General features: G+C 60.9%; 22 protein-coding genes. 9 read left to right on the top strand and 13 right to left on the bottom strand.

All coding sequences use genetic code 11. The annotated features are described in order from the left end of the window. Positions 1-167: 167 nt before the first annotated feature. A complete protein-coding gene (locus PDR5_RS07115; RefSeq protein WP_007956482.1) occupies positions 168-641 on the top strand; it encodes a cyclic nucleotide-binding domain-containing protein in 474 nt (157 codons plus the stop codon). Here the strand turns inward: PDR5_RS07115 and PDR5_RS07110 are convergent. Further along, positions 638-922, bottom strand: a complete 285-nt coding sequence (locus PDR5_RS07110) for a hypothetical protein (protein WP_064594163.1) — start codon at positions 920-922, stop codon at positions 638-640. The two genes, PDR5_RS07115 and PDR5_RS07110, sit on opposite strands and share 4 nt — an antisense overlap. An 80-nt stretch (positions 923-1002) precedes the next feature. Between PDR5_RS07110 and PDR5_RS07105 the strand changes: the two genes are divergently transcribed. The 4 genes from PDR5_RS07105 to PDR5_RS07090 all read left to right on the top strand — a co-directional run bounded on the left by PDR5_RS07105 (position 1003) and on the right by PDR5_RS07090 (position 3243). Then, complete coding sequence (locus tag PDR5_RS07105; RefSeq protein WP_011332930.1) at positions 1003-1689, top strand: hypothetical protein; 687 nt, start codon at positions 1003-1005, stop codon at positions 1687-1689. Between the two features lie 49 nt (positions 1690-1738). Next, the gene (locus tag PDR5_RS07100) at positions 1739-2110 is read left to right on the top strand and encodes a YajD family HNH nuclease (protein WP_007944009.1); all 372 of its coding nucleotides are present in this window, start codon (positions 1739-1741) and stop codon (positions 2108-2110) included. A gap of 203 nt (positions 2111-2313) precedes the next feature. Beyond that, a complete protein-coding gene (locus PDR5_RS07095; protein WP_007958066.1) occupies positions 2314-2784 on the top strand; it encodes an RNA methyltransferase in 471 nt (156 codons plus the stop codon). 81 nt (positions 2785-2865) lie between these two features. Then, entirely contained in the window at positions 2866-3243 is a 378-nt protein-coding gene (locus PDR5_RS07090) for a YgaP family membrane protein (protein WP_039772634.1), read from the top strand. 3 nt (positions 3244-3246) lie between these two features. On the opposite strand, the gene PDR5_RS07085 is transcribed toward PDR5_RS07090, so the two are convergent. Together PDR5_RS07085 and PDR5_RS07080 are read right to left on the bottom strand one after the other, a co-directional pair. Continuing rightward, positions 3247-4476, bottom strand: a complete 1230-nt coding sequence (locus PDR5_RS07085; RefSeq protein WP_064594161.1) for a hypothetical protein — start codon at positions 4474-4476, stop codon at positions 3247-3249. 20 nt (positions 4477-4496) lie between these two features. Beyond that, positions 4497-4946, bottom strand: a complete 450-nt coding sequence (locus PDR5_RS07080) for a YcgN family cysteine cluster protein (protein WP_064594159.1) — start codon at positions 4944-4946, stop codon at positions 4497-4499. 280 nt (positions 4947-5226) lie between these two features. Here PDR5_RS07080 and PDR5_RS07075 point away from each other — a divergent pair, with 280 nt between their 5' ends. After that, positions 5227-5820 (top strand): nitroreductase family protein, encoded by a 594-nt coding sequence (locus PDR5_RS07075; protein ID WP_064594157.1) that lies wholly within the window; start codon positions 5227-5229, stop codon positions 5818-5820. 126 nt (positions 5821-5946) lie between these two features. Here PDR5_RS07075 and PDR5_RS07070 read toward each other — a convergent pair whose 3' ends face one another. The 4 genes from PDR5_RS07070 to PDR5_RS07055 all read right to left on the bottom strand — a co-directional run bounded on the left by PDR5_RS07070 (position 5947) and on the right by PDR5_RS07055 (position 10189). Continuing rightward, positions 5947-6879, bottom strand: coding sequence for a D-2-hydroxyacid dehydrogenase (locus PDR5_RS07070; RefSeq protein ID WP_039772640.1), 933 nt, complete (start codon positions 6877-6879; stop codon positions 5947-5949). Positions 6880-6985: 106 nt separating this feature from the next. Further along, positions 6986-7279, bottom strand: a complete 294-nt coding sequence (locus tag PDR5_RS07065; protein WP_007958052.1) for a YcgL domain-containing protein — start codon at positions 7277-7279, stop codon at positions 6986-6988. Then, complete coding sequence (rnd, locus tag PDR5_RS07060; protein ID WP_007958043.1) at positions 7276-8409, bottom strand: ribonuclease D; 1134 nt, start codon at positions 8407-8409, stop codon at positions 7276-7278. The genes PDR5_RS07065 and rnd overlap by 4 nt, the downstream gene beginning before the upstream one ends. 130 nt (positions 8410-8539) lie before the next feature. After that, a complete protein-coding gene (locus tag PDR5_RS07055; RefSeq protein ID WP_064594155.1) occupies positions 8540-10189 on the bottom strand; it encodes a phosphoethanolamine transferase in 1650 nt (549 codons plus the stop codon). A 298-nt stretch (positions 10190-10487) separates the two neighbouring features. Here PDR5_RS07055 and PDR5_RS07050 point away from each other — a divergent pair, with 298 nt between their 5' ends. Both PDR5_RS07050 and PDR5_RS07045 read left to right on the top strand, forming a co-directional pair. Then, positions 10488-11672 (top strand): cyanate transporter, encoded by a 1185-nt coding sequence (locus PDR5_RS07050; protein ID WP_064594153.1) that lies wholly within the window; start codon positions 10488-10490, stop codon positions 11670-11672. 198 nt (positions 11673-11870) lie between these two features. Further along, positions 11871-12806, top strand: coding sequence for a LysR family transcriptional regulator (locus PDR5_RS07045; protein WP_064594151.1), 936 nt, complete (start codon positions 11871-11873; stop codon positions 12804-12806). A 3-nt stretch (positions 12807-12809) separates the two neighbouring features. Here PDR5_RS07045 and PDR5_RS07040 read toward each other — a convergent pair whose 3' ends face one another. The 6 genes from PDR5_RS07040 to PDR5_RS07015 form a co-directional block, all read right to left on the bottom strand. Next, a complete protein-coding gene (locus PDR5_RS07040; protein WP_064594149.1) occupies positions 12810-13175 on the bottom strand; it encodes a 5-carboxymethyl-2-hydroxymuconate Delta-isomerase in 366 nt (121 codons plus the stop codon). 57 nt (positions 13176-13232) lie between these two features. After that, entirely contained in the window at positions 13233-14159 is a 927-nt protein-coding gene (locus tag PDR5_RS07035; RefSeq protein WP_064594147.1) for a LysR substrate-binding domain-containing protein, read from the bottom strand. Between the two features lie 72 nt (positions 14160-14231). Then, positions 14232-16328 carry a DUF6311 domain-containing protein gene (locus PDR5_RS07030; protein WP_064594146.1) on the bottom strand — a complete coding sequence of 699 codons (2097 nt, stop codon included), beginning with the start codon at positions 16326-16328 and terminating at the stop codon, positions 14232-14234. Beyond that, positions 16325-16711: a GtrA family protein gene (locus tag PDR5_RS07025; RefSeq protein ID WP_064594141.1), complete on the bottom strand. Its 387-nt coding sequence runs from the start codon at positions 16709-16711 to the stop codon at positions 16325-16327. The genes PDR5_RS07030 and PDR5_RS07025 overlap by 4 nt, the downstream gene beginning before the upstream one ends. Next, positions 16708-17418, bottom strand: a complete 711-nt coding sequence (locus PDR5_RS07020; protein WP_064594138.1) for a class I SAM-dependent methyltransferase — start codon at positions 17416-17418, stop codon at positions 16708-16710. The genes PDR5_RS07025 and PDR5_RS07020 overlap by 4 nt, the downstream gene beginning before the upstream one ends. Before the next feature lie 3 nt (positions 17419-17421). Continuing rightward, positions 17422-18390 carry a glycosyltransferase family 2 protein gene (locus PDR5_RS07015; RefSeq protein ID WP_064594136.1) on the bottom strand — a complete coding sequence of 323 codons (969 nt, stop codon included), beginning with the start codon at positions 18388-18390 and terminating at the stop codon, positions 17422-17424. Between the two features lie 275 nt (positions 18391-18665). Here PDR5_RS07015 and PDR5_RS07010 point away from each other — a divergent pair, with 275 nt between their 5' ends. Then, the gene (locus PDR5_RS07010; protein ID WP_039772660.1) at positions 18666-18857 is read left to right on the top strand and encodes a YegP family protein; all 192 of its coding nucleotides are present in this window, start codon (positions 18666-18668) and stop codon (positions 18855-18857) included. Positions 18858-18883: the final 26 nt, after the last annotated feature.

Raw genomic sequence — 18883 nt, 5'->3', positions numbered from 1 at the left:
GATAGGCCGATAGCACATCAATCCCTTGTGGGAGCGAGCCTGCTCGCGATAGCAATCTGTCAGTCATGTTGATGTTGGCTGACACTCCGCCATCGCGAGCAGGCTCGCTCCCACAGGAGTTCTGTGCAACGCCTTGAAACAGTGAAAACAAAAAAAGACCGCACGACATGTCAGAACCCACCCTACTGAACAACGAAATCCGCGACTGGCTGATGGACTGCGGCCTGTTCGATCAATTGCAACTGGCGGATTTCGCCGCCGCCTCGGGTTACTTCAGCATCAGCACCGTGGCTGAAGGCGAAGCGATCTTTCGCGAAGGCGATGCCGGCAGTTTCATGTGCATCATCCACACCGGCCAGGTGGCCGTGCAGAAAACCGGTGGCGACGGTCAGGTCGTGACCATGGCTACCCTGCGCAGCGGTCGGGCATTCGGTGAAATGGCCGTGCTCGACGGCGAACGCCGTTCGGCGACTTGTGTGGCGGCGAGCAACTGCCAGTTGCTCAACCTCGGCAAGGACTCGCTGGAAAAAATGCTCAACGACGCGCCGAAGATCGCCGCCAAGATCATCCGCGCCCTCGCCGTCTCCCTCTCCAAGCGCCTGCGCATGGCCGACGGCCAGCTCGCCGCCCAGCAGATCTAGCCCCCCGGGGATTTGGGTTTACTGTCGTTCTGTTCCAGGCCCGGCAATGGCTGATCCTTGGTCGGCGGGCTGGGCATTTCGATCGGCACCAGCGGCGGGCCGCCACTGCCGGGGCCGGCCTTGGGAATCGGCACCGGGCTGATCTGCGGATACGGGGTTGGCGTCGCGGTGCCGGGCGAGCCCGGTTGCGGTGTGGGGCTGACGGGAATCGTCTGTTGCGCCTGTCCGGCAGTTATCGAGAGCGCGGCCAGGGTAATGACCGTTAGAATGGTGCGCTTCATCAAGGGCTCCGTTGGCCTGAAGTCTGCCTTCAGGCTACTCCCAACGCGCCGGCTTGCCTTCCCCCCCTGTAGAGATTTCCATGAAACGTTTCGTTCTGCTCGACACCACGCCGATCCCTGACAACGGCGGCGCCCTGTGCCTGTTCGAGTATGGCGAGGACTTCGTCATCAAGATCCAGGGCGGCGACGGCGGCCAATTGATGAACACCCGCATGCACGGCTCCGAAGACGCGCTGGCCGAGATCCCGTGCCGCAAGGTCGCCGGCCGGCCGAACTCGCGGGTGCTGATCGGCGGTCTGGGCATGGGCTTCACCCTTGCCTCCGCGCTCAAGCACCTGGGCAAGAGCGCCGAAGTGGTGGTCGCCGAGCTGGTGCCCGGCGTGGTCGAGTGGAACCGCGGCCCGCTCGGTGAAAAGTCCGGGCGCCCGCTGCTCGATCCGCGCACGGTGATTCGTCAGGAAGACGTGGCCAAGGTGCTGCAAAGCGAGCCGAACGGCTTCGACGCGATCATGCTCGACGTCGACAACGGCCCCGAAGGCCTGACCCAGAAGGCCAACAGCTGGCTGTATTCCGCCGCAGGCCTGGCCGCCTGCGCCAAAGCGATGCGGCCCAAAGGCGTGCTGGCGGTGTGGTCGGCCAGCGCTGACCGGCAGTTTTCCGACAAATTGAAGAAGGCCGGTTTCAAGGCCGAGGAAGTGCAAGTCTTCGCTCACGGCAACAAGGGCACCCGCCACACGATCTGGATTGCCGAGAAGCTCAAGGGCTGAGCTAAACTTGCCCCCATAACCGTCATTAGTCTTCTGCAAAGGTGAACCCATGAGTTCGTCCACCCCGACCAACACCTCGAAGCTGGATCGCATCCTCGCCGACAACCAGCGCGACAAGGAAATGGGCTACCGCGACAAGGCCCTGAAGATGTACCCGCACGTTTGCGGCCGCTGCGCTCGTGAGTTTTCCGGCAAGCGCCTGAGCGAGCTGACCGTGCATCACCGCGACCACAACCACGACAACAACCCGCAGGACGGTTCCAACTGGGAGCTGCTGTGCCTGTACTGCCACGACAACGAACACTCGCGCTACACCGACCAGCAGTACTTCGGCGAAGGCTCGCTGAGCACTCCGAAAATCGCCAAGGCTACGCACAATCCGTTTGCGGCGCTGGCGGGGTTGATGAAGAAAGAAGACTGAGTTACCCCACTCTGATGTGATCGTTCCCACGCTCTGCGTGGGAATGCCTCAATGGACGCTCTGCGTCCGCTTTGGGACGCGGAGCGTCCCGGGCTGCATTCCCACGCAGAGCGTGGGAACGATCAACACCGCAGATCCTGAATCTGCCCGCCCTCCCCCAATCCCCGTATAATCGCCCTCTTTTTCCCGAAGGCACCCCGCTCGTGGCAGACAAACGGTACAGCTGCATTGGTTTGTATAACCCCAAATCACCGGAAAACGTCGGTTCGGTGATGCGCGCCGCAGGCTGCTACGGCGTGTCGACCGTGTTCTACACCGGCAAGCGCTATGAGCGCGCCGCCGATTTCGTCACCGATACCAAGCGCGTGCACTACGACATCCCGCTGATCGGCATCGACGACCTGAAAAAGATCCTGCCGCTCAACTGCGTCCCGGTTGCCGTGGAACTGGTCGACGGCGCCCGCCCGCTGCCGGAATACACTCACCCGGATCGCGCCCTGTACATCTTCGGCCCCGAAGACGGCTCGCTGGATCAGGAGATCCGCGACTGGTGCGAAGACGTCGTGTACATCCCGACCACCGGTTGCATGAACCTCGCCGCCACGGTCAACGTCGTGCTCTACGACCGCATGGCCAAAGGCCTGAACACCCGCTCCGGACCGAAATTCCGCTGAAACGCCGCACATCCGATGGAACGAGCTGACCGCATGCGCAGTCAGCTTGTTTATCCATTACTCATTGCCTGGAGAAAGATCATGACCGAGCTCAAACGTGTCGAACGTATCGAATCCACCCCGTTTCAGAGCCGTCCCGAGCAGAACGTCGAAGGCTGGGAGCGCATCGGTTCGCTGGCCGGCGGCGTGATCATGGTCGGCAAGGGCCTGCGCCGTGGCGGCGTATTCGGGCTGATTCAGGTGGCGATTGGCGGCGTGGCCATGGCCCGCGGCATCACCGGCCACAGCTCGGTGAAAAGCCTGCTGGAGAAAAGCCGTCAGGACATGAACAACGTGCGGGCGAAGATCGAGCGGGCCGGTGAAGAGCTGAGCAAGCTCAAGGCCAATGCCGAGGCGGCGACCAACACCGCCACCGTGACCGGCAATGATTCGGTGAAATCGCCGAAAGCCGGGGTTTGACCGCTACCGAAGCAACCCGCTATCAAGGACCTTGGACGACTCGCCGAGAATGCTTTCGGCGAGTTGCACAAACTCTTTGGTGTCCACCGTCCCCAGATGCATCGCCCCGCGCAGCACGTCGTCCAGCGAGCGCTTGTTGCGGGTCTTCAGGCGAATCTCGCCGTCCAGCTCCTGCAATAGCAACACCGCTTTCGACACCTGCGCCGGGCTGATCTGCTCGCCGCGCAGGGTCGTGACTTTCTGGCTGTCCTTGGCCAGCTTCGCCTGCAACGCCTGATAACGCTCGTCACTCATGCCGCCGGCACGGCGCACCAGTTCGATGGCGTAATACTCGGCAAACCCTTCGCTGATCCAGTCGCTGCGCTGCTCGTCGTTGATCCGCCCGAACACCTGCGCCAGCTCGCGCACCAGTGCGCTGCTGCCGCTTTCGCTGACCAGCGGCAACCGCGTGTTGAGGTAGATCGACTCCCGCGCCGCCAGACTGCCGCGCCACATCGGGTCATTGGCGCCGACGATCAGCAGTTTGCTCGGGTGGCGGGGAAACACCGCCTGCACCTGCGGCCAAACGAACGTCAGCAGCGTCAGCACGTCCATCCGGCGCATGCCCTGCCCTTGCGGCGAGGCCACGGTGACTTCGGTTTCGCCCAACCGCGTGCGGCGGCTGCCGAGGTGGCCGGCGAGCATCCAGCCGGTCGGGCGGTCGAACAGGCGTGACGGATTGTCGATACGGAATTTGTTCTTGCCGATGCGCGGCCAGGCGGTTTCGACGCTTTTCCAGCCGTCGGGCAATTCAAAGTGCAGGCGCGCGACCAGTTCGATGCCGTCCTGCTGATCGAGCCTGGCCGGCGGCACCAGTTCATCGCCGCGCATCAGCGCCCAGGTCGGGGTCATGCGCGTGTCGAAGCTGCCGTTCTTGCGGCCGTGGCTGATGCGTACGCGGTAGGTCAGGCTGGCCTTGTCCGCCGTCGGGCGCCAGACCCCGCGCGCCGGTTTGCCCGGTGTCAGTTGCCACTGACCGTCGGCCTTGAAGTCGCTGTAGTGACTGCCGTCGCCGAGGTCGAAATCCAGGCTGCGCACCACTTCGCCGTTGGCGAGGGTCAGTCGTACCTCGGCCTGATCGCTCTGCGGCAGCAGGCGTACCTGATAATCCAGATCGACTTTCTTCGCCGCCCACACCGGCGCACTCAGCGCCAGCAGCGTGACGATCAGCGCCCGGCGCAATCCCGTCGCCATACCTGCTCCTTGCTCAATCGTCAGCCTGCGCGAAAAATCAGGTGATCTTCCCAGTCGTCTTCCGGCACGCTGCCTTCGGCGAGCATGCGCCCGGACTGGGAAATCCGTTCGTGGTGTACCGCGTCGCGATCACCGCAGACCAGGTGATGCCAAAGCGGCAGGTCCTTGCCTTCGCTGACCAGCCGATAACCGCAGGTCGGCGGCAGCCATTTAAATTCTTCGGCCTGGCCCGGGGTGAGCTGGATGCAGTCCGGGACAAACTGCATGCGGTTCGGGTAATCGCTGCACTGGCAGGTTTTCAGGTCCAGCAGTTTGCAGGCGATGCGCGTGTAATAGACGCTGTTGTCTTCTTCATCCTCGAGCTTTTGCAGGCAGCACAGGCCGCAACCGTCGCACAGCGATTCCCATTCCTCGTGATCGAGTTGATCGAGGGTTTTGCGTATCCAGAACGGTTCGACTTTGGCGGCCATGGCTCAAGCATCAACATCAGGTGGTGAAAAGGCCGCCAGTCTAGTGCCCAAGGCCCCGTGATCCAAGCGCTGGCGACTGCCGGTTGTGCAGGGCTTGTCAGTTTTTGCGCGGCCAAGTAGCTTTGCGGGTCTCACCAGGCCTTTGCCGGATGCCATTAACGCTCGACCGCGTTGCATCCGGTGGAACTGCAGGCTTGCGCCACGACCCCATCGCTCAGCCCAACTGATCCCGCCGGGTTTTGCTTCCAACCTGTCCTCAAACGTAGCAAGGAATCTCTCGATGAGTGCCAACCCTCGCGTTGCCGAATACGCCATTCACCCGCAGTTCACCGATCGCTGGTCGCCCCGCGCCTTCACCGGCGAAGCGATCCCGGAAGAAACCCTGCTGAGCTTCTTCGAAGCTGCACGCTGGGCGCCATCGGCATACAACTCGCAGCCGTGGCGTTTTCTCTACGCCCGCCGCGACAAGCCGAACTGGGAGCGTTATCTGGGTCTGCTCAATGAATTCAACCGCAGCTGGGCGCAGCATGCGTCGGCGCTGGTGATCGTGATTTCGAAAACCACCTTCACCGCACCAGGTGCGACCGAGGAAACGCCAGCGCTGTGGCACACCTTCGACACCGGTTCCGCGTGGGGTCATCTGGCGCTGCAAGCGAGCCTGAGCGGCTGGCATACCCACGGCATGGCCGGCTTCGATCAGGAGCTGACCCGCAAGGAGCTGAACATTCCGCAAGGTTACGCGCTGCATGCCGCCGTGGCGGTGGGCAAGCTGGGGGACAAGGCAACCCTGGCCGAATACCTGCAAGCACGGGAAACGCCGAGCCCGCGTCGTCCGCTGAGCGAACTGGCGGCTGAAGGCGACTTCACCCTCTAAGCCACACTGCAAAACGAACTGTGGGAGCGGGTTTGCTCGCGAAGAGGGCTTACCAGTCGACGACTTGGCTGACTGATAATCCGCTTTCGCGAGCAAGCCCGCTCCCACATTTTTCACTGCGGTGAATCAGTAACCGCGTGCGAAATCCACTTCCCCGCGCAACGCCTCTCCCGCCTGATACGCCCGCAAGTTATCCAGAAACAACTGCACCATCATCGGTGGCGAGGTCGGCGCCGAACTGTGCCCGGTCAGCAACAAGCCCCACGCGGTCCAGAATGGATGCCGTTGCGGCAGCGGTTCCTGGCGGCAAACGTCGATCACCGCGCCGGCCAGATGGCCTTCCTTCAACGCTTCGACCAGATCTGCATCGACCACCGCCACACCGCGCCCGGCGTTGATGAACAACCCGGTCGGTTTGAATTGCTTGAACAGCGCAGCGTCGTAGATATCGTGGGTGTGCTCAGTGTTGGGCAGCAGATTGACCACATAATCCACCTCGCCCACCAGCCGTGGCAGATCCGCCATCGAACCGACTTCGACAAACGGCGCCTGCTCGCGGGCGCTGCTTGCGATGCCGTACAGCTCGACGCCGAACGGCAGCAGGAACTGCGCCACGCTCTGGCCGATGTCACCGGTGCCAACGATCAGCACTTTGCGCCCGACCAGACTCTGGCCGGTGCGGTTGTCCCACTTGCGCTCGACCTGGCTGACCAGCCGCGCCAGCACTTCGCGCTCGTGGCCGAGCATGTAGGTCAGCACGTATTCAGCCATGACCTGGCCGAAAATGCCGACCGCCCGGGTCAGGCGGTAATCCCGGCGCAGGCCGTCGGCCAGCAGCGGCGTAATGCCGGCCCAAGTCGATTGCAGCCATTGAGGCTGGTGGCCCTGACGCAACAGGGTCGCCAGCAGATCCGGCTGACCCAGCCACACCGGGCAATCGGCAGCCTGGCGGGCCAGTTCGGCGGAGTCGCCGCTGGTCAGCACTTCAAGCTCCGGGGCCGCCTGACGCAGCAGTCGGGCGTATATCGCGTGGTCGTGTTCAGCAATCAGAACGCGCATCTTCAAACCTTTCGCAAACCGTGCAGGCGGCCGTCCACTTCGTGGCAGCCGTCGCCGTAAAAACCGTTCCAGGGGTTACCAGAGGCCCAGGACAGGGCCTCGCGGATCAGACCGGGTCGTTGCGTCGCAGCAACTCTTCGGGCAAGTGCTCGATGTACTCTTCCTCGGCCGGTGGCATTTGCAGGTGATAGCCCTGCTTTTCGAGGTTTTCCAGGACCACTGCGATGTCTTCGCTGGCCAGCTTGCGCTCGGGGGTCAGCACCAGATCGAAGGAATGCTTCGCCTTGCCGAACGCCGCCATCAGGCCTTCCGGCACGCGCTCCAGCGCATCGCTTTTGAGCACGTACAGGTACATGCCGCTTTTCTTCGAACTTTGATAAATGGAACAAATACGTTTCAAGGCTGTTCTCCGGCGGTGGCCAGGCTGTCGAGCAGCTTCTGGCCCATCAATTCGCGGCGCCAGCCACGCAGCGAATCAGGCAATTGGTAAGGGCCCTCGGGGAAGCCGCTTTTAACCAGCGCTTCGAGGGTTTTCTTGCGCAGCATCAGTTCCGGCGCGATGCCCAGACGTTCGGCTTCGGCCTGACCGAGCGCCCGCAGCTGTTTGATCAGCGCGGCAGCTTCGATCGGCAGCGGCTCCGGCACGGCTGGCGGCCATTGATCAGGCCCCACACTGCCAGAGCGCTTGATCAGATCAAGCAGAAACTCGCCGTCCTGACGCACGGTACGCGGGTGCATGTCTTCGATCTTGCCCAGCGCGCTGAGGTTGTCCGGTTGGGTCCGGGCCAGCGGCCACAGGGAATGTTCACGCACGATGCGATTGCGCGGCAGGTCGCGGGCGCGGGCCTCGCGCTCACGCCAGGCACACAGTTCGCGCAGCACGGCCAGTTGGGCGCGGGACAGTTTCCACGCCAGTTTGGCCTCGCGATACACCTCGTACGGATCGGTCTCGCGGCGCAGGTTGGCAACCAGTTCGGCGCCGTCCTCCAGCACCCAGGCGAATTTGTCGTCAGACAGTTTCGGACGCAGTTGTACGAAAACCTCCGCCAGATGCACGGCGTCTTCGGCGGCATAGCTGATTTGCGTGTCGGACAACGGGCGCTGCAGCCAGTCGGACCGGGTTTCGCCCTTCGGCAGTTCGATGCCGAGCACTTCCTGCACCAGACGCGAATAGCCCATCGAGAACCCGAGGTTCAGGTAGGCAGCGGCCAGTTGGGTGTCGAACAGCGGCGCCGGCAGGCTGCCGGTCAGGCGCAGCAGGACTTCGAGGTCTTCGCTGCAGGCATGCAGGACTTTGAGCACCGCCGGGTTTTCCAGCAACGCGGCCAAGGGTTGCCAGGCGTTGATGGTCAGCGGGTCGATCAGGTAGGCGCGTTTGCCGTCGCCGACCTGCAACAGCCCGGCAATCGGGTAGAAGGTGTCGACCCGCATGAATTCGGTGTCGAGGGCAACGAACGGCAGCTGCTGCCACTCGGCGCAAAACTGCGCGAGGCTATCGTTGTCGCGAATCCAGTGAATATCGATGGCCACACGGCTCTCCCTTCAAGAATGGCGCGCAGTATATATCGCCACCGGCGCTTTCCGCGCCTCTACAGGGCAAGAGCTTGATGAAATCTCCTGCCTGAGGGAAAGAATAGTCTTACAGAGTGGGTCTGCCGGCTCAGTCCTTGGCCAACACGCCGTCGATCACCGCGCCCCGGCAGCCGGCAAACATGTCCAGATCCTGCTGGTAGACCTTGCTCTGCACTTCCAGCAGTCCGAGCATCGAGTGGAACAGATTGTCCTGGCTCAGCGGCTTGTCGCGGCTCATTTGCAGGCAATGGGTGTCGACCGAGTAGGACTTCTGATAGCTGTCGGAGAACCACGCCAGCATCGCCACGTGTTTCTGCTGCTCCGGCGCCAGCATGTAAGGCGTGCCATGCAGGAACAGGTTGTACTCGCCCAGGGATTCGCCGTGGTCGGACAGGTACAGCATGGCGGTATCGACCTTGTCCTGATTGCTACGCAGCACATCGATCAGGCTCGACAGCACATGGTCGGTGTACACCAGCGTATTGTCGTACCCGTTGACGATGCTCTCGCGGCTGCAATTGTTCAGCGCGTTGCTTTCACACACCGGGGTGAAGTGTTCGTATTCCTTCGGATAACGCTTGAAATACTCCGGGCCGTGGCTGCCCATCTGGTGCAGGACCAGTACGGTGTCCTTGTCCAGGTGATCGATAAAGCTTTGCAGGCCTTGCAAGAGGATTTCGTCGCGGCATTCGCTGTTGGCGCACAGCGCCGGATCCTTGAGGTTGCTGACGTCCTGCAGGGTGACGCGATCGCAGGTGCCCTTGCAGCCGGACTGGTTGTCGCGCCAGATCACGTCGATCCCGGCACGCTTGAGCACGTCCAGCAGCCCTTCCTCATTCTTCGCCTTGCTGGCGTCGTAATCCTTGCGGCCCATGTTGGAGAACATGCACGGCACCGACACGGCGGTTTCCGTGCCGCAGGAATGCACGTCGGTGAAGGCGATCAGGCCGGCTTCCTTGTCCAGTTTCGGCGTGGTGTCGCGGTTATAACCAAGGATGCCGAAGTTTTCCGCCCGGGCACTCTCCCCCACCACCAGCACCGTCAGGGATTTGCGCGGATGGTTCTGCACGGCGGCATTGCGCTGGGCGTCTTCGCCGATCGTGACAAACGGTTGCTGCGCCGAAGCCACCTGCTCGCGCAGATAACCGGCCGAGGCACCGATGTAGTTGCTCGGCACCAGCATCAGGCGAATTTCGTGGTGATTGCGAAACAGCGAGGACAACCCCTGATAGTTGGCCAGCGCCACGCCGCCAATGACCGCGACCGACGCGACACTTACCACAACTTTGCTTAATAACTCGCGATGCCAACGACGATAGTTGACTGGAACTTTCCACAACAACCAGGACGGCAAGACACCCAGAAAAACGATATAAGCCAGCAACTTCAAAGACAGCAGGTCGCGAACTTCCGTGGCGTTGGTTTCGGCAAAGTTGCGAAACATGCCGGCATCGATCATGACCCCGTATTGGCTCATGAAATACGCCACGCCGGCACTGACCATGAACAACAACGTCAATACGGGTTTCAATACGGGTCGAAACGCCAGCAACGTCAACACGATGTTATACGCCGCGAAGATCATCACCCCGAACGCAATGCGCATGGCAATGCCCTTGCCGTCCGCAGCGGTGATGTCGAACAGGTGTTGCCAGAGAACGAAATTGAATCCGGTCAAAAGAAAGGCGCTGGCAAACAACGTCACCCATTCCGGGCGCACGGCTTTTAACTTGAACATGGCGAGGGGCGATTTCCTTGAAATAAGTGCCGTCGTCAATTGTGAAAATTTCATTGACTCAGACCACACAAACTTTATGCAGGCAACCATCAATTTTTTGTGAAAAAGAAGCCAACGATTAGTTGGCACATGAAATAACCATGAAACTTGCAGCGTATTTGAGAATGATTCAGCTGTGGTTCAGTCGCGGGCAACGAAAACGCCGTATCGAATTTCTCGATAGCGCTCCCGACTTTCTGATTTGCCGCCCCGCTCGCCTGCCCGCCTAATCGACAGTCTCTGGTTCAAAGGTTTGAAGATGGAAAACGTTCGCGCCGCTGCCCGCCCCGCCCTCTGGCTGATGCTCGGCATCATCCTGGTCGCCCTCAACCTGCGCCCGTCGATGGCGGCGGTGGGTCCTTTGCTCTCGGCCATTCGCGGCGATATGCCGCTGAGTTTCAGCCTCGCAGCGTTGCTGACGCTGCTGCCGGTGATGGCGATGGGGCTGGCGATGTTCTTCGGCATGGCGGTCAGCCAGCGCCTTGGTGAACAACGCACGGTGCTGCTGTCGTTGCTGATCATTGGCGTGGCAACGCTGTCGCGGTTGTTTCTCGACTCGGCGGGGGAATTGATCGCCAGCGCCGTGCTGGCCGGGATCGGCATTGCACTGATCCAGGCCTTGATGCCAGCGCTGATCAAATCGCGGTTTCCCGACAACGTGGCGCTGTGCATGGGGCTTTACGTCACTTCGATCATGGGCGGCGCGGCGCTGGCCGCATCGTTCGCACCGTGGGTGATGGTGGAGACCGGCAATTGGCGGGCAGGTCTGGCGGTCTGGGCGGTTTTGGCACTGCTCGCCATTCCTGTGTGGTGGACAACCCGCGCCACGTCACCGGACACCATCCGGACCGTCGTCAGAAAAGAATCTTTCTTCACGAATTCTCGCGCCTGGTTGCTCGCGATCTTCTTCGGTCTGGGCACCGCGTCCTACACCTGCGTGCTCGCCTGGTTGGCGCCGTACTACGTGGAAAAAGGCTGGAGCGAACAAAACGCCGGCCTGATGCTGGGTTTTCTGACGGCCATGGAGGTGATTTCCGGCCTGGTGGTGCCCGCCATCGCCAATCGCAGCCGTGACCGACGCCTGGTGCTCGGCGCTCTGCTCGGATTGATCATCGCCGGATTCCTGGGTCTGATCCTCAGCCCGCAGCACCTGAGCCTGCTGTGGCCCTGCCTGCTCGGGCTGGGCATCGGCGGACTGTTCCCGATGAGTCTCATCGTATCCCTCGATCATCTCGAGGTACCGCAACGTGCCGGCGGCCTGACCGCATTCGTCCAAGGCATCGGCTACCTGATTGCCGGGCTCTCGCCCCTGATGGCCGGCGTGGTTCGCGATCGACTGGGCAGCTTCGAGTGGGCGTGGTGGTCATTGACGGCGGTGATGGCGCTGATGCTGCTGATGGTGCTGCGTTTCAACCCGCGGTATTACGCGCAGCACGTGTGCTAATCTGACCGACCCGTCTGGATAAAGGCTTCTGGCCACCTTTTCCGGGTTTGATCGGGCACGTCGTGTTACTAAAACTTTCTGTCCCACAACTGACCGTGAAACGTCCTACAGGGCTTTCTCCTGGCACCATCGTTCCGTTACGATCATGCGCACACGTTTGCGCGGATTCGGCGCAAGGAGCACAGCGAGACAGAACGGATGCTGAACAGTAACTTGCTTAGAAAGCTCGACATGCAGGATCTCATGGTGTTTGTCGCCGTGTATGAGCAAAGCAGCGTCACCGACGTCTCGGAGGCGCTGTTCGTCAGTCAGTCCACCGTCAGTTACTGCCTGAAAAAACTGCGCACCAGCTTCGAAGACGAATTGTTCGTCAACACCCGCACGGGCATGCGCCCGACCTACAAGGCCAGCAGCATGTATGGCCATGTGCAGAAAATCCTCGAAAGCATCAACCTGTGCCACGCCGGCGCCCCGACCTTCGACCCGATGGCACAACCGGTGACCTTCAACATCTGCGCACCGGAGTACTTCGAGCAACTGATCCTGCCGCGAATGTTGAAACGCTTCGACTTCGATGATTTGCCGGTGATGGTCAACATGCACAAGTTCGAAACCGACGTGCCGGTCGAAGAGCTGCGCGACGGCAGCCTCGATCTGGTGATCTGCTTCGGCCCACACTTCCATCGCAGCCACGCCGATCTGAAATCACGCATGCTGCTGGAAGATGACCTGGTCTGCGTGTTCGACAAACGCGCCACGCCGCTGGAACCGCGCCTGAGTCTGCAGGCCTTCACCGAACGCCGGCATGTGTTCCCGACACCGTGGACGTCGACCACCAACATGGTCGATGGCTGGCTGGCGCGCCAGGCGCAGAAACGCCAGATCGTCGCCCGCTCCAACAGTTACAGCGCGGCGTTGAAGATGATCACTGGTACCGATTTCATCCTCACCCTGCCCCGGCGTATCCAGCGTTTGCTGACCAACGATGCCGTGTTCAACCACTGCGAGGCGCCGAATGGTCTGCCGGGGTTCACCCTCGACATGCAGTGGAGCCACAACGTCGATCAGGACAGCGCCAACCTCTGGCTGCGCGAGCAGGTCATCAAGACCTGCGCGGAACTGGAAACGGCCTGAGTTCTACACGCCGATGGCGATCTTGTTGTAGCCCCCCCGGTCAATGTCGAGCAGCTCCACACTCAACTGCACCTCAACCCCGGCCGGCCATTCACACAGATCCTGCAATACCGCCAACAGGCTCTGCGACAGTTGCGTCTTGATCTCCGAGGAACGACCGCTGAGCAGCGCCAGCCTTACCGCCACAAAGGCGCGCTCGTTCATGGCGGTGCCGACCTTGAAGGTTTCAACCTTGGTGGCACGACTCTTGATATCGAACTCCGCCGAGAATTGACCGGAACCCACCAGCGTGTTGTTGAGCCGGATCAACGCCACGTTGGCGTTCAGGTGCGGCAGGTTGGCGGTGTATTCCAGGTGCAGGTGTGGCATGTCAGTGCTCCAGAGGTTCGGCAAAAAGGCCGTAGATATAACACAGCAACGCCTGACTCACGCCAACGACGACATCACCGGCCGCTCACTCATGAATTGCTCCAGCCGCGAACGCAGCCAGCGCTCGGCCGGATCGCTGTCGACGTGGCTGAGCCAGACCATCGACAGGTCGAGGGTCGGGGTCTTGAACGGGAACGGCTCCTTGAACAGCAGCCCGGAAGCGGCCATGGCGTCGGCGGTGTAATCCGGCAGGCTGGCGATCAGATCGGTGCCGGCCAGCAGCGCCGGCAACGAACTGTACTGCGGCACCGACAACACCACCTGACGGGTGCGACCAATGTCCGCCAGCCACTCATCGGCGTAGCCACTGACATTGGCGGTGTGGGAAACCAGCACGTGAGGACGTGCGCAATATTCATCGAGGGTCAGCGGCGTGTCGGACTTGTCGGCACGCAGGATGCTCGGCTGAATGTGCCGCAACAATTTGCGCTTGGCATTGGCCGGAAGGCCGCGGGTCTGGCTGATGCCGACGGTGATATCGCCCGCGGCCAGCAAGTCGGGAATCCGCCAGTAATCGACATGCTGTACGACGAACACCACGCTCGGCGCCTCCTGACGCAAGGCGCGCAACAGCGGCGGCAGCAGGCCGAATTCGACGTCGTCCGACAGGCCGATGCGAAACGTCATGGTGCTGACGGCGGGGTCGAAATCACGAGTCAGGCTCAGCGCCACCGACAGCGAATCGAGCGCGGGCTTGAGATGGCGATAAATGTCTTCGGCGCGGGCAGTCGGCTCCATGCGATGGCCGACGCGAATGAACAACGGATCGTTAAGCATGGTGCGCAGACGGTTGAGTGCCGAGCTGATCGTCGGCTGGCCGAGAAACAGCTTCTCGGCGGCCCGCGTCACGTTGCGTTCGAGCATCAAAGTCTCGAACACCACCATCAGGTTGATGTCGGCCTTGCGTAGTTCATTGCGGTTCATCCATTGCCCCCCGATCCCCAGATGGCGGAAGTGTAGAAAGGCCGTGGGGGCGGCGTCCATCGAAACGCTGCGTCATTGCACCGTTAACGTCTTCAGCCCCAAGCCCATAATCCGCGAATCGTCGTTGATACCCAGCTGCCGAGGGCTGACGGCATCCGGCAGCTGCAATTCGATGTCGAGCCGGTCATCCCTCCCGAGGCGCTGGTTGAGCGCGGCACTGATCGGAATCTCCAGGCGGTTGCCTTGAAACTGCGTCAAACGGGTATCCAGTACCTGTTGGCCATTCAGGCTGACGATCACCCGCTGGCCGGGGTGCGTGGGCGAGATGAAAGCCAACGCGTCGATCACGATCGAGCGTGCCGGTGGCAATACTCTCAATTGGATTTTCGCCTGTTGTCCTTCCGTCCACGTCCCCCAGCTTTCCGGCTTCGACCAGCCGCCGGTCAGTTGTCGGTTGCGATAGTTGAAGGTGAGCGTTTGCCCTGGACGAGTGAGCGGCGTGAGCAATATCTGCTGCCCTTCATCAGGCATCTGCAGGCATTCCCTGCAGCGCTTCCAGCCAGGCGCCAGAACCGCTACCCCGTCCACGCGCGTCAACAGATCGGTTTCACTGTTGATGGTTTTTGCAGCTTCGACCAGCGCATTGTCGTCCAGCAGGTACAACGAGTCTGGGTCGTACTGCCCGGATTCGAGCATCGCCTGTGCTTTCTGCTGTGCCAACAGCAGCGCCGAAGTGCTCATACGCCCCAGATACACCGCATCGGTTTTCAGCCCGTGGGTCGCTGCGAAACCGGCGATCAGTTGCCAGCGTTCGCCCTGGTTCTGCGGCATCAAACTGCGCACATTGGTGTAACGCGCAGCAGCACTGGCCCAGAAGGGATCAACCATCGGGCTGCTCCACACCGATGATGGCGCCAACATTTTTCCCTGGCTGATAGCCATCCATCCGCCGCGGGTGTCGGCAACCTGGATCAACAACACGACGGCAAGCAGAGCGATGGCGATGCGTGGCCGGTAACCGCGTATCACCAGAAAAATCATGGTCAGGACGCAGGCATACAACACCGGCCAGAACATCCGCCCCGAGGCCCGAAAAATACTGGCCAGGGCAATGACGCCATCCGGCAGCGGGTACTCGAACGTCAACGCGCCAATGCCTATTCGGTTCGACAGCGCGAACAGCCATAAACCGAGCATGGCCAGCAACAGCCATGGACGAGCACGTACTTCATCCTTCAAGGAATGCCGGTTACGCAGCCAGGCCAAAAAAGCCGGCGGCACCAGCAACAGAACGCCCAGGCCGAAGTAGTTGAAACCTTCGTAATCTCCTTCTCCTTTTGGCAGACCAGATAGAATCAGGGACCAGCCGGCCGGATCGACAGGCGACAGCAGATTCATCCGGTACAAACCAAAACCGCCGGAGGCCGCGCCATCGGCAATGCTGAAGTACCCGGCCTGCCAGCAACACACGCTCACCAGGGCGAAAAGCATGCCGCCCTCGATCAAACCCTGACGCCGGGCCAGTGACTGATTGAATGTCTTGCCCAGCAAATCCGCCACCCAGATCAGCGCAACCATGGCCAGCAGATAGGCGTGCACCCATGCCGTCACCGCCAGCAAGGTGCCCCAGGCCAAGCGCCGTCGGCGCAGGTTCGGCAGCAGCGCGAGGTATAACGCAGCCAGGATCAGGAAATGGCCGGCCAGTGAAAGATGCCCGCCCATGCGCAAGAACATCGCTGGCGAGAACACCAGCAGCCCGGCACCCAGTAGTCGAATCACGGGATTGGCCGTCATCAGCCCCATCAGTTTCCAGCCAAACCAGGCCTGCAGGACACAGCAGGCCAGCAGCCACAATCCGAAATACTGAAAGGTGTCCGGCAACCAGGCACTGAATGGTTTGAACAACAGCGCCAGTAGTGGATTGGAGTCGGAAAAAATGATCGCGCTACCCAGTTCCAATCCATATGACGGATTGAGCCCGAGCGGGAAAGTCCACGGTGAATGTCGGAAAAACGCCCAGCCCAGATAATGCGTGGCCGGATCGCCCTGCTCCAGCCAGGCAATGTTCTGCGGGTTCAGCGCTTGCGGCCCGACCACCAGAAAAAACACCAGAGCACCCAAAAACAATGGCAACAGGGAAAGTGCCGGGTGCTCCTGTGAGTCCTTCATCGATACGTCCAGAAGTTATGCAGTACGAAGGTGAATGCCGGAATCGTCAGCGCCACGGCACCGATTCCGGCGAGATAGTGTAGCCCTGCCATCTGTGCCGCCCAGGCCACGAACATCGCCAACAGAAAGCCACCCGCCGAAACCAGCATGAAACGCAGCAGGGTTTTACCGTGCAGTCGGGCCGAAAAACTCCAGGTGGTGTTGATCACGTAGGACACCAACGTCGCCACAATAAAAGCCACACCGTTGGCCAACGGAGGCAGGGGGCTGACGAAGTTGATGAACAGCACCGCCACCAGCGCGTGCAGCGCCGTGACAAACAGACCGGTCACGGCGAAGCGCAAGCCGCGCTGGATCAAGGCGGATCTTTCGGTGGGTGTCACGGTTTGCGCGCCAGCACGAAGACACTCAGACCGCCCGCACGGTTGATACCCATCAACGGCAGCTCAAGACTGCACAGGGTTTTTAGCAGCATATTGACCAACGGATGGTGTTTTTTCAGTTGCGAGCGCGGGGCCGAACCCCGAATACCACCGGGTATCAGGCGCGACGCCAGCGCAAGCGGGAAGACCGCGCCGAAGTAATAGGCGCCCCGCTCCACCGTCAATCCGGCATCCGAGGTCAGGGTTTCGAACTGCCCCAGGGTGTAGCGACGCTTGTGTTCGAGGAAATCATCGTGCCCGCTCCACATGAACTGGAACGCCGGCACGGTCATCAGAAAGCGGCTGCCGGATGGCACTTTATCGACGTAGGATTTGAGCAGGCCGAGGTCGTCATCAACGTGCTCCAACACATCCATCAGCAGCACCAGATCAGCGTCGACGTTGTCGATCGAGCGACGGTAATGCACCGGTTTGCCGGCGGTGGTGGCGCTCGAATCGGCCGGGTAGCTGATGTCCACGCACCACGCTTCGCGCGCCGCCGTGTGGCTCAACAAATGATGGGAGAAGAATCCTGAACCGGCGCCGACGTCGAGAATTCGTTTGATCGGCGCTTCACCCAGCAAGCGGCGGGTGGCGGCCGCTTTGGAGCAGTAATACCAATGCTCGCCGATGCTGTCGCCGAGGATGTCGGTTTCCTTGAGATCCATGCTTCAGTCCTTGGATTCGTAAATGCGGCGCACCAGGAAAACCGGCCGGCGCTTCGCTTCGATATAAGTGCGGCCCAGATACTCGCCAAGCACGCCGATGCCGATCAACTGCAAACCGCCGAGAAACGTCACGGCCACCATCAGCGAGGCGTAACCGGGCAAGTCAACGCCATGAATGAGCGTGCGCAGCACAATGAACATCGCAAAGGCGAACGACACCAGAGAGACCAGCGCCCCCAGATACGTCCAGATCCGCAACGGTTCGGTGCTGAAACTGGTGATGCCCTCCAGGGCGAAATTCCACAGTCGCCAGCCATTGAACTTGCTCTGCCCCGCCGCCCGCTCCGGGCGTTCGTACTCGACCTGGGTGGTGCGAAATCCGACCCAGGCGAACAGACCTTTCATGAAGCGCCGGGATTCGGGCAGCGTCAGCAGCGCGTCGACCACGCAGCGATCCATCAGCCGGAAATCACCGACGTTTTCCGGCAATGACTGCTCCGCAATCCTGTTATGCAGACGATAAAACCAACTGGCGGAAGTTTGCTTGGCCCAAGTATCGTTGCGCCGGCTAAGGCGATGGCCGAGCACCACCTCGAAGCCTTCATGCCAACGCTCGATCATTTGCAAAATGACCTCGGGCGGATCCTGCAAATCTACATCGATCGGCACCACGATCTGCCCAGTGCAGATCTGCAGACCGGCGGAAAGCGCCGCCTCCTTGCCGAAGTTACGGCTCAGATCGACGATACGGATGCGCGAGTCGCTCTGCTGGCAGTGCAGCAAGCGCTCCAGCGTCGCGTCGGTACTGCCGTCGTTGACGAACACCAGCTCCAGTTCGACCAACGCCTCTCGCTCGAATACTTGCCGAATGCGCAGGAGAAAACCGTCGAGGCTGTCCTCTTCGTTGAATACGGGGATCACCAGCGACAACTTCACGGGGCCCACGTGTTGTGTTCCGTGCGGATGGGTCAATGGAGTGCTCTTTTCTTATAGTGTTGGTGGGTCGCCGAAACGGATTCGACGCCATGAGCCTCGCCGTATTAAGCAGCACCCAACCAGGTCATGCAAGGGCGCCGCGAGGACGTACCTGCCAATCCAAAGGTCGATCCCGACGCTCTGCCCCGCACATGACGGAAACATTCTCCAACGATTGGAAACAAATCCTCGATAGCCAAAAAACCGCGCTCCGCTAGGCTTGCGTCGAAGCGACAGGTTGTCGCACAAACGCATCGCATGGAGCGAATTGAATGTATTTCGAGATTTACAGGCAATCCAAAGGCACCCCGAGCACCGGTAAAGGCCAATGGCGCTGGAGATTAAGGGCGGGGAATCACGAGACGGTCGCCAGTGGCGAATCGTACGTGAACAAGGCGGATTGTCTGCATGTGATCGAGTTGATCAAAGGTGTGAAGGGTGAGACACCGGTCAAGGAGATCTGAGGAAAACCCAAGACGCCGGGCTGCCT

This window comes from Pseudomonas sp. DR 5-09 (genome assembly GCF_001655595.1).
Lineage (GTDB): Bacteria > Pseudomonadota > Gammaproteobacteria > Pseudomonadales > Pseudomonadaceae > Aquipseudomonas > Aquipseudomonas pharyngis.
The sequence above is the reverse complement of the archived record's forward strand: the minus strand, read 5'-3'. Positions and strand labels throughout refer to the sequence as shown.

What these genes read in the sequence shown, in the direction of transcription:
- PDR5_RS07115 (WP_007956482.1), top strand. Translation starts at nt 168, where the DNA reads ATGTCAGAACCCACCCTACTGAACAACGAAATCCGCGACTGGCTGATG.
- PDR5_RS07110 (WP_064594163.1), bottom strand. Translation starts at nt 922, where the DNA reads ATGAAGCGCACCATTCTAACGGTCATTACCCTGGCCGCGCTCTCGATA.
- PDR5_RS07105 (WP_011332930.1), top strand. Translation starts at nt 1,003, where the DNA reads ATGAAACGTTTCGTTCTGCTCGACACCACGCCGATCCCTGACAACGGC.
- PDR5_RS07100 (WP_007944009.1), top strand. Translation starts at nt 1,739, where the DNA reads ATGAGTTCGTCCACCCCGACCAACACCTCGAAGCTGGATCGCATCCTC.
- PDR5_RS07090 (WP_039772634.1), top strand. Translation starts at nt 2,866, where the DNA reads ATGACCGAGCTCAAACGTGTCGAACGTATCGAATCCACCCCGTTTCAG.
- PDR5_RS07085 (WP_064594161.1), bottom strand. Translation starts at nt 4,476, where the DNA reads ATGGCGACGGGATTGCGCCGGGCGCTGATCGTCACGCTGCTGGCGCTG.
- PDR5_RS07080 (WP_064594159.1), bottom strand. Translation starts at nt 4,946, where the DNA reads ATGGCCGCCAAAGTCGAACCGTTCTGGATACGCAAAACCCTCGATCAA.
- PDR5_RS07075 (WP_064594157.1), top strand. Translation starts at nt 5,227, where the DNA reads ATGAGTGCCAACCCTCGCGTTGCCGAATACGCCATTCACCCGCAGTTC.
- PDR5_RS07070 (WP_039772640.1), bottom strand. Translation starts at nt 6,879, where the DNA reads ATGCGCGTTCTGATTGCTGAACACGACCACGCGATATACGCCCGACTG.
- PDR5_RS07055 (WP_064594155.1), bottom strand. Translation starts at nt 10,189, where the DNA reads ATGTTCAAGTTAAAAGCCGTGCGCCCGGAATGGGTGACGTTGTTTGCC.
- PDR5_RS07050 (WP_064594153.1), top strand. Translation starts at nt 10,488, where the DNA reads ATGGAAAACGTTCGCGCCGCTGCCCGCCCCGCCCTCTGGCTGATGCTC.
- PDR5_RS07045 (WP_064594151.1), top strand. Translation starts at nt 11,871, where the DNA reads ATGCTGAACAGTAACTTGCTTAGAAAGCTCGACATGCAGGATCTCATG.
- PDR5_RS07040 (WP_064594149.1), bottom strand. Translation starts at nt 13,175, where the DNA reads ATGCCACACCTGCACCTGGAATACACCGCCAACCTGCCGCACCTGAAC.
- PDR5_RS07035 (WP_064594147.1), bottom strand. Translation starts at nt 14,159, where the DNA reads ATGAACCGCAATGAACTACGCAAGGCCGACATCAACCTGATGGTGGTG.
- PDR5_RS07030 (WP_064594146.1), bottom strand. Translation starts at nt 16,328, where the DNA reads ATGAAGGACTCACAGGAGCACCCGGCACTTTCCCTGTTGCCATTGTTT.
- PDR5_RS07020 (WP_064594138.1), bottom strand. Translation starts at nt 17,418, where the DNA reads ATGGATCTCAAGGAAACCGACATCCTCGGCGACAGCATCGGCGAGCAT.
- PDR5_RS07010 (WP_039772660.1), top strand. Translation starts at nt 18,666, where the DNA reads ATGTATTTCGAGATTTACAGGCAATCCAAAGGCACCCCGAGCACCGGT.